We start from the raw sequence: 14,369 nt of genomic DNA on the forward strand, positions 1-14,369 counted from the left end.
GGCGCAGAACGCGTCGGCCACCTCCGGCGGCGCGTGCCGCACCAGCAGCGAGCCCTGGAGCACCAGCGCCAGCCGCTCCACCAGCCGCCGCGCCCGGCGGACCGGAGGACCGGGCCGCCCCGCCGCCCCCGCGCCGGGTCAGACCGGCCGGGCGCGTTCCACCACCGGTCCGAGGGCCAGGCCGGCCGGCAGGGTGCCGAAGGACGCGCCGTGGTCGCCGCCCAGCCGGGAGGCGCAGAACGCGTCGGCCACCTCCGGCGGCGCGTGCCGCACCAGCAGCGAGCCCTGGAGCACCAGCGCCAGCCGCTCCACCAGCCGCCGCGCCCGCCCCTCCACGCCCTCCAGGTCGGCGAGTTCGGTGAACAGGTCCTTCACCGCCCTGTCCAGCCGGTGGTCGGCGCCGTGGGCCCGGCCGATCTCGGTGAGACAGGCGTCCAGCGCGCCCGGGTCCCCCCGCAGCACCCGGAGCACGTCCAGCGCCTGCACGTTCCCGGCGCCTCCCCAGAAGGAGTTCACCGGTGACTCGCGCACCAGCCGGGGCAGGCCGGACTCCTCGACGTACCCGTCGCCGCCCAGGCACTCGGCGGCCTCCACCGCCACCGGCGCGCACCGCTTGGTGATCCAGTACTTCGCGGCCGGCACCGCGAGCCGCAGGAGGGCGCGCTCCTGCTCGCCGCCGTCGTCGTGGGCGGCGGCGAGCCGCAGCGCGAGCGCGGTCGCGGCCTCCGACTCCAGCGCAAGATCGGCGAGGACGTTGCGCATCAGCGGCCGGTCGGCCAGCTTCCCGCCGGAGGCCTCCCGGTGGGCGCAGTGGTGCACGGCCTGCGCCACCGCCTGCCGCATCAGGCCCGCCGAGCCGACCGCGCAGTCCAGCCGGGTCGCGGCGACCATGCCGGTGACGATCCGCGCCCCGTCGCCCTCGTCACCGACCCGGCGCGCCCACGTGGCGTCGAACTCGATCTCGGCGGAGGCGTTGGAGCGGTTGCCCAGCTTGTCCTTCAGCCGCTGGATCAGGAAGACGTTGCGGCTGCCGTCGGACAGGACCCGCGGCACCAGGAAGCAGGTCAGTCCGCCCGGGGCCCGGGCGAGCACCAGGAAGGCGTCCGACATGGGCGCCGAGCAGAACCACTTGTGTCCCGTCAGCAGGTACGTCCCCGGCTCCGCGAGCGGCCGCGCCGCGGTGGTGGCGTGGACGTCGCTCCCGCCCCGCTTCTCCGTCACGCCCATGCCGAAGAGCGCGCCGGGCTTCTCCCCGGGGGGCCGCAGGGCGCGGTCGTAGACCGTGGAGGTCAGCCGCGGCTCCCACTCGGCGGCCAGGCCGGGGTCGGCGCGGAGCGCGGGCACGGCCGCGTGGGTCGTCGACAGCGGGGAGCAGATGCCCGCCTCGACCTGCGTCCACACCAGGAGCCCGGCCGCCCGGCGCAGGTGCCCGGCCGGCCGCGTCCACGCGGCGGTCAGCCCGGCCGAGACGCCCTTGCCGAGCAGCCGGTGCCAGGCCGGATGGAACTCGACCTCGTCGATCCGGTGGCCGTAGCGGTCGTGGGTGCGCAGCCTGGGCGGCTGCCCGTCCGCCTGCGCCGCCCACTCCTGGAGCTGCCCGGAGCCGGCGGCCCGGCCGAGCGCGGCCAGCTCGGCGCGCACCTCCTCCCGGACGTCCGGGGCGGTGTGGCGGCCGACGGCCTCGGTGAGGGCCCGGTCGGCGGTGAAGACGTCGTACCCGACGAGCGGGGGCGGCTGGTGCGTCACGGTGTGCGTGGAGGTGCCTGCCATGACGGGAACCTACCCGGGACGGCGGCGCTGATGGCCCCCACCGCCCGCCCCGGCACCGCGATCCCGGTGCCCCGGACGGGTGACCGCCCCCGAAAGGTGAGGCGGGCCCGGCTCGGCGGATACCGTTAGGACGTGCAGCCAGCAAGTGAACCCCCCGAGCGGCCCGCCGGCCGGCTCCACCGGGCCAGAGCCCTCTACCGGAACGTCTCCAAGCGCAGGACCGCCTGGCTGTTGCTCAAGGACACCGTCAACTCCTGCATGGAGTACCGCATCCTGGGGCTCGCGGCCGAGGCGGCGTTCTTCACGCTGCTGTCGGTGCCGCCGCTGCTGCTGAGCCTCATCGGCCTGCTCGGCTACGTCGACGACTGGACCGGCGCCGACACCATCCACAGCCTGGAGAGCAACCTCCTGGAGGCCTCCCGCACGGTGCTGTCGGACAAGGGCGTCAAGGAGATCGCCCAGCCGATCCTGCACGACGTGATGCGGGGCGGCCGGCCCGACGTCATCTCCATAGGCTTCCTGTTCGCCCTGTGGTCGGGGTCGCGCGCGGTGAACGTCTTCATCGACACCATCACAGTCATGTACGGCCTCGACGGCGTCCGGGGCATCGTCAAGACCCGGATCATGGCGTTCCTGCTGTTCGTGGTGGCGCTGCTGATCGGCTCGGTGGCACTGCCGCTGATGGTGGCGGGCCCGGACGCGGTGGTGCGGATCGTGCCCTGGTCGGCGACGGTCGTCCAAGTCCTGTACTGGCCGGTGGTGATCGTCCTCTCCATCGTCTTCCTGACGACCCTGTACCACGTCTCGGTGCCGGTCCGCTCACCGTGGATCGAGGACGTGCCCGGCGCGCTGGTCGCCCTGGCGATGTGGGTCCTCGGCAGCTTCCTGCTGCGCATCTACCTCACCAGCACCATCGAGGGCGCCACCATCTACGGCTCCCTGGCCGCCGCCGTCGCCGTCCTGCTGTGGATCGGCGTGTCCGCCTTCGCCGTGCTGGTCGGCGCGGCCGTGAACGCGGCCATCGACCGGGTCTGGCCCGCCGCGGCCACCGCCGCCGCCCGCGAGGCCAACGACCGGATGCTGGAGGCCCAGGTCGCCGAGTACGTCGCCCGCGCCGCGGCCGCCCTGGACGCCGACCCGGACGACCCCGGCATGCCCTCCGAGTTCCCCGAACGCTGGTCCCGCTTCCTCCCCCCGGAGGACGTGACGGCCCGCCTGCGCACCCACGCGAAGAACCCCCACCACCACGTCCACAAGAACAACGGCGACACCCCGCACCCCGACCAGCGGTGACGACGGCTCCGCGGCCGGCGACGCCCCGTGGAGGCTCCCGTCATGTCCCCCCGTCTGCTCCTCTACACCCGTACCGCCGACTACCGGCACGACTCCATCCCGGACGCCGTCGCCGCCGTCCGGACGCACGGCCGCTTCGCGGTCGAGCACACCGAGGACCCCGCCGACCTGGAACGTTCCCTCGACGGGTTCGCGGCCGTCGTCTTCCTCTCCACCAGCGGCGACGTGCTGACCCCGGACGGGCGCGAGCGGCTGCGGCGGTACGTCGCGGCGGGCGGCGGCTTCGCCGGGGTGCACGCGGCGGCCTGCACCGAGTACGGGTGGCCGTGGTTCGGCGACCTCCTCGGCGCGCGCTTCACCCGGCACCCCGCCTGCCAGCCCGGCCGCGCCCTCGTCGCGGACCCCGGCCACCCGGCGACCCAGGGGCTGCCGGCCGTCTGGGGCCTCACCGACGAGTGGTACGACTTCGACCGCGCCCCGCGCGATGCGTTCCGGGTGCTGCTGCGCGCCGACGAGGCGTCGTACGACGGTGGCGGCATGGGCGCCGACCATCCGCTGGCCTGGTGCCGGGAGCGCGACCGGGCAGGCGGACGGATGTTCTACACGGCGCTGGGCCACACGGCCGAGGCCTACCGGGACCCCGTCTTCCTCGGCCACCTCATCGGCGGGCTCACCTGGGCGGCACGGTCGGCCGAGTGACGTTTCTGCGGTGAACCCGTTCCCCCAATAGGGTGAGTAAAGCGCGCGTAGGCGGAAGGTCAGGTGAGTTTCTAGAGATGCTCTTGTCTTGGCAAAGGGCGTCGAGACGCGGCGGCCCTCTCCGTGCGCGTCACCCACCCACACGAGGAGCCGGACCTTGACTTACGGTAAGAAGCTGCGCGAGCGCATCGCCGGGCCGGGGACCACCCCGCTGATCGGCGTGTACGACATGTACTCGGCGTCGATCGCGGCCAAGCACTACGACGGGATGTTCGTCTCGGGCTTCGGTTTCGCGGCCTCGTACTACGGACTGCCGGACATCGGATTCATCGCCTGGCCCGACATGGTCGCCTTCGTCCAGCGGCTGCGGGGCGCGTTCCCCCACCACCACCTGCTGGTCGACATCGACGACGGCTACGTCGACCCCGAGGTCGCCTGCCACGTCGTCGAGGGCCTGGAGCGCATCGGTGCCTCCGGCGTGATCCTGGAGGACCAGAAGCGGCCCCGCCGCTGCGGCCACGCCGACGGCAAGCAGGTGCTACCGCTGGAGGAGTACCTGGAGAAGCTGCACCGGGTCCTGGAGACCCGCAGGGACCTGGTCGTCGTCGCCCGGACGGACGCCACCGACGAGCACGACATCCTGCACCGCGCCGAGCGGCTGGCGGCCACCGACGCGGACGTGGTGCTGGTCGACGGGGTGCGCAGCGTCGCGTGGATCCGGCGGATCCGGGAGGTCGTCGGCGACAAGCCGCTGCTGTTCAACCAGATCGCCGGTGGCAAGTCGCCGCGCCTCTCCCTCGGCGAGCTGTCCGACCTCGGCGTCGACGTCGCCATCTACAGCACCCCGTGCCTGTTCGCCGCGCACCAGGCCGTGGACTCCGCGCTCACCGGTCTGAAGGCGGCCGACGGCCGGCTGCCGGAGGTCGATCCCACCAGCGGCGTCGGCGTGCGGGCCGCCACCAGCCTGCTGGAACGCAACATCGCCCCGGGCCGGCTCACCCCCGAGGGAGCGGGCGTGTGACCGGCGCCGTACCCCGGTTCGGCCTGGTCGCGGCGGTCACCGCGGTCCTCCTCGGCGCCGGTGCCGGCAGCGCTGCCGCCGCCGGGGCCGAGACCGGGGGCCTGCTCACCGTGCTCGACAACTCCCACGCCGACTCGATCCTGGAGGTGGACCGCGCGGCCAACGTCCAGGTCGGCAGCGGTACCGCCGGCAGCGACCACGACGGCAGCGCGGTGGACGTGGTGGAGGCGCTCGTCGGTGCCACCGCCCACGCCGAACCGGACTGAGGAGGCAGGGAAGCCGGACCGACCAGCGGCGCGCGTGACGACGGCCGGGCACCCCGTGCGGGCGGTGCCCGGCCGTTGCCGTCCCCTCCGGGATCGGCCGGCCCCGGGACGCGCGGCCGACACCGCTCCCGGGCGCCCACGCGAATTCCCCGGACGTACGCCGAACGGCCCAGCGCGGGGCCCGTGCACCGGAATACGTCCGCGCACTGTGATGCTCTGGAAGGGACGACGCGGCCCCGCCGGGACGCGGGCGCGGGGAAAGGCTGGTGGGCGATGACGGCGGACCGGACGGACCCCGTGGTCGCGACGCCCCACGGCGCCGTACGCGGCCGGTACGAGCGGGGAGTCGCCGTGTTCCGGGGCATCCCCTACGCCGCCCCGCCCTTCGGTCCCCTGCGGTTCCGCCCGCCCGCGACGCCCGAACCCTGGGAGGGGGTGCGCGACGCCGGGGAGTTCGGGCCGACCGCGCCGAAACCGCCGTACTCGGAGGCGTTCACCCCGTACCTGTCCGACCCGGTGATCCCCGGGGACGGCTGCCTCAACCTCAACGTGTGGACCCCCGAACCCGGTCCCGGGGCCCGGCTCCCGGTGCTGGTCTGGCTGCACGGCGGCGCCCTGACCAGGGGTTCCTCGGCGGTACCGGTGTACGACGGCACCGCCTTCGCCCGTGCCGGGGTGGTCTGCGTCTCGGTCAACTACCGGCTGGGCGTGGAGGGCTACGGACTCTTCCCGGACGCCCCGCCCAACCCGGGCCTGCGCGACCAGTTCGCCGCCCTGCGCTGGGTCCACGAGGCGATCGGGGCGTTCGGCGGCGACCCGGACCGGATCACCCTGGCCGGTCAGTCGGCGGGCGCGATCAGCGTCGGCGTCCTGCTCGCGGCGCCCGCGACCCGCGGTCTGGTCCGGCGGGCCATCCTCCAGAGCGGCGCGCCCGAGGTGAGCGACCGGGACAAGGTACGGCGGATGGTGCGCCGCATGGCCACCCGGCTGCGGATCCCCGCGACCGCCGAGGCGTTCGCCGCCGTCGACCGGGACCTGCTGCTGCGCACGCAGGCCGAGACCGGCCGGCTCAGCGGCCCGGTCCTCGGCGGCCCGGCGTTCGGCATCGTCATGGACGGCGACCTGGTGCCGGGCGACCCGCTGGCGGCGCTGACCGGACCCGGCGCCGTCCCGGGCGTGGAACTGCTGCTGGGCTGGACCCGGGACGAGCACCGGCTGTGGTTCGTGCCCGGCGGACTGTCGGAGCACGTGGACCGGCTCGGCCCGGTCGCCCTCGCCGGGGCGATGGCCCGCTGTCACACCGGCCACGAGGTGCCGCGCGGCTACCGCGCCCTGCGTCCCGGCGCCGGGACGGCGGAGATCGTCGGCCAGATGGTCACCGACCACCTGCTGCGCGTCCCGCTGCACCGCGTCGCCGACGCCCGCCCCGGCAGCTCGTACCTCTACGAGTTCGCGTGGCCGTCCCGCCTCCCCGGCCTCGGCGCCTGCCACGCGCTGGAACTCGGCTTCGTGTTCGGCACCGGGGACGCGCCCGAGGCCGTGAGGCTGGCCGGCCCGGGCGCGCCCCGCGAGCTGTGCGACGTGATGCACTCCGCCTGGGCCGGGTTCGTGACGAACGGGGACCCCGGCCCCGGGTGGCCGGCGTGGGACGCCACGCATCCCGTGCGGGTCTTCGGCGACGGGGAGCCGTACACGGCGTACGGGCCGCGGGACGCCGAGATCGGTCTGTGGCCGGCCGCGCAGGGCGGTCCCCGGCCCGTACGCACCGCCGTCCCGCGCGCCCCCGGCGCCGAACTCGCCGCCACGCTGCGCCGGCTGCGCCGCTCGGCGAACACCCCACGCCGCTGAGCGACGCACGGACCCGGCCGATGCCCGGCGCACCCGCGGGTCCCGTCGGACCCGATCCGGCCCCACCCGGCAGCAGCCGCCGGTCAGCCGCGCGCCGGTCTCCCACCTCCCTCAGGTCCGTCCCAGGGCCCGTCCGATCGAGGTGATCGTGTCCGGCCCCACCCGGCAGCAGCCGCCGATCAGCCGCGCGCCGGCCGCCCGCCAGGCCGTGACCCGCTCGGCGGTGAACGTGGTGCGGCCCGCCCAGGCGCGGACCCGCGGGTCCCAGGTCTCGCCGCTGTTGGGGTAGACCACGACCGGCTTGCCGGTCACGCGGGCCGCGATCCGCACCGCGGCCTCGACGTCCTCGGGCGCGCAGCAGTTGACGCCGACCGCGATCACCTCGTCGCTGTCGGCGGCGACCGCGAACGCCTCCTCCAGGGGCTGTCCGGCCCGTGTCCGGGGGCCGTCGACGGTGTACGACAGCCACGCCGGCACCCCCAGGCCGCGTACCGCCCGCAGCAGGGCGGCGGCCTCGTCGGCGTCCGGGACGGTCTCCAGCGCGAGGACGTCGGGCGCGGCCCCGGCGAGCACCTCGACGCGCGGCCGGTGGAACCGCTCCAGCTCGGCCACGCTCAGCCCGTACCGGCCCCGGTACTCGGAACCGTCGGCGCGCATCGCCCCGTACGGCCCGACCGACGCGGCCACCCACAGCGGCCGCCGCACGCCCGCGCCGGCCGCCCGCCGGGCCGCCGTACGGGCCAGCTCCACGCTGAGCGCCAGCAGCCGCGCGGCCTCCTCGCGGCCGGTGCCGCGCTGGGCGAAGCCCTCGAAGGTGGCCTGGTAGCTGGCGGTGATGGCGACGTCGGCGCCCGCGCGGAAGTAGGCGAGGTGGGCCTCGGTCACCGCCTCCGCCTCCTCGGCGAGCAGCCGCGCCGACCACAGCTCGTCGCTCAGGTCGTGTCCGGCCGCCTCCAGCTGGTTGGACATGCCGCCGTCGAGCACGACCGTGCCGCCGGCGAGGGCGTCGGCGAGGCCGGGGGAGAGGTGGTCGCTGGTCATGTCATGACGCTAGTCGAAACGGAATCCGCGCGGCCGCCGGCGTCCAGCAGGTGGGCGGCGACGACACCGCACGGACCGGAGGCCACCGGCGCCCGCCACCCGCACACCTTCGGCGTCCCCGTCGCCGGCACCGCGCGGGGCGGCGCGTGCGGCGAGGCGCCGGCACGGCGGCCCGTGGGTACGGATGGGGTGAACTCCCGCCCGGAAGGAAGGCCACCGCTGTGCTGCACCTGCCCGCGGACGACCGCGAGTCGAGCCCCCGCACCGGCTACACCCGCGCCCACTGGGAAGCCGCCGCCGACGCCCTGCTCGCCGCCGTCGAGCCCCACGCCACCGCCGGCGGCGCCCTCTACCAGCTGCCCGGCGGCCGTGCGAGCCACGCCGGCCGGCTCTCCGACGGCCTCGAAGGGTACGCGCGCACCCTGCTGCTGGCCGCCTTCCGGCAGGACGAGAACGTGCTCGGCCGGTACGCCGAAGGCCTCGCGGCCGGGCCCGGCGGGGTCTGGCCGCCGATCACCGACCGCAGCCAGCCCCTGGTCGAGGCGGCGTCCGTCGCGCTCGCCCTGCGGCTGACCCGGCCGCTGCTCTGGGACCGCCTGGACGACCCGGTGCGCCGGCGCACCGCCGACTGGCTGGCGGACGCGCTCACCGCGCGGCCCTGGCCGTGCAACTGGGAGCTGTTCCCGGTCACCGTCGCCGGTTTCCTCGCGGAGATCGGCCACCGGGAGCGTCAGGCGCGCCGGACGATCGACCGGGGGCTGGAGCGGATCGAGGGCTGGTACGCCGGCGACGGCTGGTACACCGACGGCGACGGCCGGAAGTTCGATCACTACAACGGCTGGGCCATCCACCTGTACACGGTCCTGCACGCCCGGCTGGCGGACGACCGCGAACTGCTGTCCCGGTACGGCGCACGACTGTCGCGCCATCTCGCCGACTACGCCCACCTGTTCGGCGGGGACGGCGCCCCGATGCACCAGGGCCGCTCCCTGACCTACCGTTTCGCGACGGCGGCCCCGCTCTGGCTGGGCGCCCTGACCGGACACACCCCGCTGCCCCCGGGGGAGACGCGGCGCCTGGCCTCCGGCGCCCTGCGGTACTTCCTCGACGGCGGCGCGGTCGACCGGCGGGGCCTGCTGCCGCTCGGTTGGCTCGGCCGCGACGAGTCGGTCGCGCAGGCCTACTCCGGTCCCGCCTCCCCGTACTGGGCGAGCAAGGGCTTCCTCGGCCTGCTGCTGCCGGCCGGGCACGAGGTGTGGACGGCACGTGAGGAACCCGGCCCGGCCGACCGCGCGGACGTGGTGCGGCCGCTGCCCGGCCCCAACTGGCTGCTCCAGAGCACCCGTTCGGACGGCGTGGTCCGGCTGCACAACCACGGCAGCGAGGACGTCCGCTACGACCCGTACTACACCCGGCTCGCCTACTCGACGGCGACCGCGCCGTCACCGTCGTACGACAACAGCGTGTTCGTCGGCGGGGATCCGGGCCGCACCGGCATCGAACCGCTGGGCGTCGGGGACGGCTGGGCGGCCTCGCGGCACACGGCCGGCGGGGGAGCGCGGGTGACGAGCGTCGTGCTGGCGCGCGGGGCGGCGGAGGTCCGCGCCCACCTGGTCACCGGCGCCCGGCCGGGTACGCCGGTGCGGCTCACCGGCTGGGCGGCCCGCGACGGGCAGCGGGCCGAACTGCTGCCCGCCGTCGGCCTGTCCGGCACCCTCACCGGCACCACCGGCGAGGGCCCCACCCTGTTCGCCGCCCTGTCCAGACTGACCGCCGAGCCGGCTCCTCCACCGCCCTTGGCGGACCTGGTGTCCGTACGGGCCGACGGTGCCGGCGTCCTGGAGGTCCACTGGGCCACGGGCGCCCCGGCCCGGCTGCGGGTACGGCTGGACACCGCGGGAGCCGGGGTCACCGTGGCGGACCGGGACGGGGAGGACGCGCGTACCCGCCGTCACGCGCCGTCGGGGAGGAACAGGTCGCCGAGGAGTTCCGCGTAGGCGTCGGGGTGGTCGAGGGCGCCGAGGTGCCCGCCCGGGAACTCCACGAAGGCGGCGCCGAGTCGTCCGGCCACGTGACGGGCCGTGTCGTGGAGGAGCTGTCCGCGCGAGTCGCTTCCCGCGGCCACGGTGAGGCGGCCGGTGGCGGACCGGGGCGGTGTCCAGGCGGTGAACGGACGCAGGACGTGCGCCAGGAAGACACCCATCGGTGTCGCCGACTCCCCTTCGGCGGGCGGGCGTTCCGGGCCGTCGAGAGCGTCGATCAGCTCCCGGCGCCGCCCGGCCCCGTCCGGCAGCAGCGTGACGCACGGCGGTTCGTGCGCGACCACGTGCGCCAGCCGCTGCGGGTGCCGGGCGAGCAGGTCGAGGACCGCGATCCCGCCCGCGCTGGTCCCGAAGGCGTACGCGGTCCCGCAGGGCGGCAGCACCTCCTCCAGCAGCCGGTGCGCCCCGTCGCCCCAGTCCGCCACCTGCTGCTCGGCGACCGGCAGCCCGAGCCGGCCGTGGGCGAGCCCGAGCGGGTCGTACGTCACCACGGTGAAGCGGCGCGCCAGCCGCTCGGTCAGCGGGCCGAGGCCCATCGGATGCCCGGCGCCGCCCGGCACCAGCAGCAGGACCGGGCCACGGCCGGTGACGTCGTGGTACGGGGTGTCAGTCATCGTTCTTCGGCTCCCGGGGCCAGTGTTCGAGGGCGAGGTGCAGTGCGTCGACCGCCTTGTCCCAGGACTCGGCGACGGGCCGGGCCGCGCCGAACCCCCCGGCCGCCTCCAGGACGCAGTAGCCGTGGAAGGTGGCGCGCAGCAGCCGTACCGCGTCCGTCAGGTCCGGCTCGTCCAGGCCGTAGGCCCGCAGCATGCCGTAGGTGATCTCGGCGGTGCGGCGCAGCGCGGGGGAGCCGACGACGAGGTCCTGGTCGATCCGGATCTGGGTGGCCGCGTACCGGCCGGGGTGCTCCAGGGCGTAGGCCCGGTAGGCGCCGGCGAACGCGGTCAGCGCCTCCTTGCCCGCGCGGCCGGCCACGGCCACGGCGATCCGGTCGATCAGTTCGGCGCCCGCGTGCAGTGCGAGCCGCGTCCGCAGGTCGTCCAGGCTGCGGACGTGCGAGTACAGGCTGGCGTCCCGGACGCCGAAGCGCCGGGCCAGCGCGGAGATGCCGACGCGGTCGAGGCCGACCTCGTCCGCCATGTCGGCGGCGGCCGCCACCAGCCGTTCGACGGTGAGACCCACGCGGGCCACGCGCCCACCTCCCTTGGTTCGCTAGGAATGATCCTAGACCCCCTAGGAAGGCGGGGGCGGCGAGGGGCCGGGATCAGGCGGGGCCGCCGCCGGCGGGCGCGGAGAAGACGAACGAGAAATCCGCCGGTTCGGCCCGCAGGTGGTAGCGGGGCAGCGGGCCCGGACCGCAGGACTGCGACCCGATGCCGTGCTGGCCGTGGTCCAGATGGACCCACACCGGGCCGTCCGGCACCAGATCGGTGCGGTGGGCGGCGGCGTCCAGCCGCTCGGTGCTCCAGCGGCGGGCCGTGAGGAGGAACACCGGGTCCCCGTCCACCCGCAGGCCGCCCAGCTCCGCCCACCGGACGTCGATGCGCGCGCCGTTCTCCTGCGGGCGGACGTACGGGGTCTGCATGTCGTCCACGGTCGACTCCCAGCGGCCCACCGCCGCCGCCGACCTGGTGTCCGGGTACGCCTCCCCCGGGCCGCCGCCGTACCACCGCACCCGGTCGGCGCCGGCCAGTGCGAAGCGGACGCCGAGCCGGGGCAGCGGGACGGTCCAGTCGCCCTCCGGGGTCACCGACACGGTCAGCCGCAGCCGCTCCCCGTCGGACGTCCACCGGTACACCGCCGACAGTCCCAGCTCCCCGCCGGCCGGCGCCACCCGGGTGCGGACCGTCAGCGCGTCGTCGCCGACCTCCACCGCGTCCACGCGGTGCCGCATCCGGTGCAGGCCCAGCCCGCGCCACAGCGGCCCGGGGCGAGGATCGTCCTGCCAGACCGCGCCGTCGTCGTTGTCGGTGGTCGCCCGCCACACGTCCAGGCGCAGGCCGCTGAGGGCCACCCCGCCGATCGTGCGCGGCGCCCCGGTGCGGGCGTCGAAGACACCGGGCCCGAGGACGACGCGCCCGTCCCCGCGCGCGGGCCGGGCGGTGGCGGCGACGCGCGGCACCCGGCGCGGCGACACCGCGACCTGGCCCCACGCGACGACATGGCCGGCCGGCGCCCACGCGGTGGCGGACGCCAGTACGGCCCGGACCGTCCAGTGGGCCTCGCCGGCCGGCGCCCCGGCCGGCACCGGGGGCAGCTCCACCTCGGCGCTCCGACCGGGGGCCAGCGCGGGCACGGACAGGGTGCCGGACCCCACCGCCACGCCCTCCACCTCGTAGGACCAGGTGAACGCCAGCGCGGACAGGTCGGTGAAGTCGTACCGGTTGGTGACACGGACCGAGGCGTGCGGGGCCGCCCCGGGCCGCCGGTCCCGCTCCGCCCGGTCGGACGCCCCCGCGACGAGGGTGACCGGCTCGATCACCTTCTGGTACTCGGTCAGGCCGGGGGAGGGCCGCCGGTCGGGGAACAGCAGGCCGTCGCAGACGAAGTTGCCGTCGTGCAGCTCCTCGCCGAAGTCACCGCCGTAGGCGTAGCCCAGGCCGGGATGGGCGATGCCGTGGTCGATCCACTCCCAGACGAAACCGCCCTGGAGCCGGTCGTGGGCCTCGAACAGCCGCTGGTAGTCGGCGAGTCCGCCGGGACCGTTGCCCATGGCGTGCGCGTACTCGCACAGCAGGAACGGGAGCGCGCGCCGCCCGCGGGGGCCGCCGTCCAGTCCGCGGCCGATCCGCTCGACCTCGGCGTGACCGGTGTACATCCGTGAGTAGACGTCCGTGTCCCGGCAGTCGCGGTCGCCCTCGTAGTGGAGGGGGCGGGAGGCGTCACGGGCACGGATCCAGCCGGCCATCGCCGTCAGGCCCCGGCCGGTGCCGGCCTCGTTGCCGAGCGACCAGACGACGACCGACGGGTGGTTCTTGTCCCGTTCGACCATGCGGGCCGCCCGGTCGAGCAGGGCCGGGGTCCAGCGGTCGTCGTCGACGGGGTTGTCCCGCCAGCCCTGCTCGGCGAAGCCGTGCGTCTCCAGGTCGCACTCGTCGATCACCCACAGGCCGTACGTGTCGCACAGGTCGAGGAAGGCCGGGTGCGGCGGGTAGTGCGAGGTGCGGACCGCGTTGACGTTGTGCCGTTTCATCAGCAGCACGTCCCGGAGCATGGTCTCCGCGTCCAGGGCCCGGCCCCGCTCGGGGTGCCACTCGTGCCGGTTGACGCCCTTGAAGAGCACCGGGCGGCCGTTCACCCGGAGCAGGCCGTCCGCCACCTCCACCGTGCGGAAGCCGATCCGCAGCGGCACCCGTTCGCCCGCGGTGGCGAGGACACCGTCGTAGAGCCGGGGCGACTCGGCGGACCACGGGGCGACGGGCACGGTAACCGGCTCGCCCGTCGCGACGTCGACCCCCAGCTCCGGGACGGTCACCCGGCCCGCCACGTCGGAGTCGACGCGCAGGGTCCTCTCGCCCGTGGTGTGGTCGTAGGCGGCGTGCGCGAAGAAGTCCCGGACGGCGCCGGCCGGCCGGTGCAGCAGGGTGACGTCCCGGAAGACGCCCGGCAGCCACCACTGGTCCTGGTCCTCCAGGTAGGAGCCGGCCGACCACTGGTGGACCCGGACCGCGAGGACGTTGCCCGCGCTGCGCAGCAGCGGCCCGACCGGGAACTCGTGCGGCAGCCGGGACCCCTTGAAGTGGCCGAGCTCCGTGCCGTTCAGCCAGACGCGGGCGCACGACTCCACGCCGTCGAAGCGCAGCACGGCACCGCCGCCGGACGGCGCCGGCCAGTCCGCCGGGAGGTCGAAGACGCGCAGGTGGTCGCCGGTCGGGTTCTCGGTCGGCACCCGGGGCGGGTCGACCGGGAACGGGTAGCGGTGGTTGGTGTAGACGGGGGAGCCGTGGCCCTGGAGCACCCAGTGGCCGGGGACGGCGATCTGCGCCCAGTCACCGGCGTCGTACCCCGGCGCCGCGAAGGAGTCGTCCTCGGCGTCGGCCGTCGGCGACAGTCTGAAGCGCCAGCTTCCGTTCAGGGAGAGGGAGGGGGCGTCGGAGGAGGCGTACCAGGCGCGGGGCGGCAGCGCCCCGGAACCCGGTGAGACGTCCTCGACGTGGTCGGCGGTGCGGGTGCGCGATGACATCGGTCTCCTGGCTCAGCCGTCGGTGCGGTCCGGACGGGTGCGTCCTCCGTGACCGCTCCGCAAGGCACCGGGGCGGTCGGGGGGACGGGCGGAGTGCGGGCGCGGGACCCGGCGGCGGCCGGGCGGGGCACCGCGCGGTTCGGGGCGGGGCGGTCGGTGACGTGGGCCGCGCGCGGCCGTCCTCGACGCGCCGTCCGGCCGGGCCG

At 75.7% G+C, this 14,369-nt stretch carries 11 protein-coding genes; 6 read left to right on the plus strand and 5 right to left on the minus strand.

The features are described from left to right. Positions 1 to 138: 138 nt before the first annotated feature. On the minus strand, positions 139 to 1,770 hold the full coding sequence (locus ACIQVT_RS19775) for an acyl-CoA dehydrogenase family protein (protein ID WP_403754979.1): 1,632 nt from the start codon (positions 1,768 to 1,770) through the stop codon (positions 139 to 141). Between the two features lie 132 nt (positions 1,771 to 1,902). Here ACIQVT_RS19775 and ACIQVT_RS19780 point away from each other — a divergent pair, with 132 nt between their 5' ends. The 5 genes from ACIQVT_RS19780 (at position 1,903) to ACIQVT_RS19800 (ending at position 6,897) form a co-directional block, all read left to right on the plus strand. Beyond that, the gene (locus ACIQVT_RS19780) at positions 1,903 to 3,063 is read left to right on the plus strand and encodes a YihY/virulence factor BrkB family protein (RefSeq protein ID WP_403754982.1); all 1,161 of its coding nucleotides are present in this window, start codon (positions 1,903 to 1,905) and stop codon (positions 3,061 to 3,063) included. A 42-nt stretch (positions 3,064 to 3,105) separates the two neighbouring features. Further along, positions 3,106 to 3,762, plus strand: coding sequence for a ThuA domain-containing protein (locus tag ACIQVT_RS19785; RefSeq protein ID WP_403754985.1), 657 nt, complete (start codon positions 3,106 to 3,108; stop codon positions 3,760 to 3,762). 157 nt (positions 3,763 to 3,919) lie between these two features. Then, positions 3,920 to 4,783 (plus strand): oxaloacetate decarboxylase, encoded by an 864-nt coding sequence (locus ACIQVT_RS19790; protein ID WP_403754988.1) that lies wholly within the window; start codon positions 3,920 to 3,922, stop codon positions 4,781 to 4,783. Next, complete coding sequence (locus ACIQVT_RS19795) at positions 4,780 to 5,049, plus strand: hypothetical protein (protein WP_403754991.1); 270 nt, start codon at positions 4,780 to 4,782, stop codon at positions 5,047 to 5,049. Before ACIQVT_RS19790 ends, ACIQVT_RS19795 begins: the two co-directional genes overlap by 4 nt. Positions 5,050 to 5,322: 273 nt before the next feature. After that, positions 5,323 to 6,897, plus strand: a complete 1,575-nt coding sequence (locus ACIQVT_RS19800; protein WP_403754994.1) for a carboxylesterase/lipase family protein — start codon at positions 5,323 to 5,325, stop codon at positions 6,895 to 6,897. A gap of 111 nt (positions 6,898 to 7,008) precedes the next feature. Here ACIQVT_RS19800 and mmuM read toward each other — a convergent pair whose 3' ends face one another. Further along, on the minus strand, positions 7,009 to 7,938 hold the full coding sequence (mmuM, locus tag ACIQVT_RS19805; protein ID WP_403754997.1) for a homocysteine S-methyltransferase: 930 nt from the start codon (positions 7,936 to 7,938) through the stop codon (positions 7,009 to 7,011). 224 nt (positions 7,939 to 8,162) lie between these two features. Between mmuM and ACIQVT_RS19810 the strand changes: the two genes are divergently transcribed. Continuing rightward, a complete protein-coding gene (locus tag ACIQVT_RS19810) occupies positions 8,163 to 9,935 on the plus strand; it encodes a DUF2264 domain-containing protein (RefSeq protein ID WP_403755841.1) in 1,773 nt (590 codons plus the stop codon). On the opposite strand, the gene ACIQVT_RS19815 is transcribed toward ACIQVT_RS19810, so the two are convergent. The 3 genes from ACIQVT_RS19815 to ACIQVT_RS19825 all read right to left on the minus strand — a co-directional run bounded on the left by ACIQVT_RS19815 (position 9,890) and on the right by ACIQVT_RS19825 (position 14,163). Next, positions 9,890 to 10,594, minus strand: a complete 705-nt coding sequence (locus tag ACIQVT_RS19815) for an alpha/beta fold hydrolase (RefSeq protein WP_403755000.1) — start codon at positions 10,592 to 10,594, stop codon at positions 9,890 to 9,892. The two genes, ACIQVT_RS19810 and ACIQVT_RS19815, sit on opposite strands and share 46 nt — an antisense overlap. Then, complete coding sequence (locus ACIQVT_RS19820; protein ID WP_403755003.1) at positions 10,587 to 11,171, minus strand: TetR/AcrR family transcriptional regulator; 585 nt, start codon at positions 11,169 to 11,171, stop codon at positions 10,587 to 10,589. The genes ACIQVT_RS19815 and ACIQVT_RS19820 overlap by 8 nt, the downstream gene beginning before the upstream one ends. A 73-nt stretch (positions 11,172 to 11,244) precedes the next feature. Then, positions 11,245 to 14,163 carry a glycoside hydrolase family 2 TIM barrel-domain containing protein gene (locus ACIQVT_RS19825; RefSeq protein WP_403755006.1) on the minus strand — a complete coding sequence of 973 codons (2,919 nt, stop codon included), beginning with the start codon at positions 14,161 to 14,163 and terminating at the stop codon, positions 11,245 to 11,247. Between the last annotated feature and the right edge of the window lie 206 nt (positions 14,164 to 14,369).

It is taken from the genome of Streptomyces sp. NPDC100445, assembly GCF_044759735.1.
Lineage (GTDB): Bacteria > Actinomycetota > Actinomycetes > Streptomycetales > Streptomycetaceae > Streptomyces.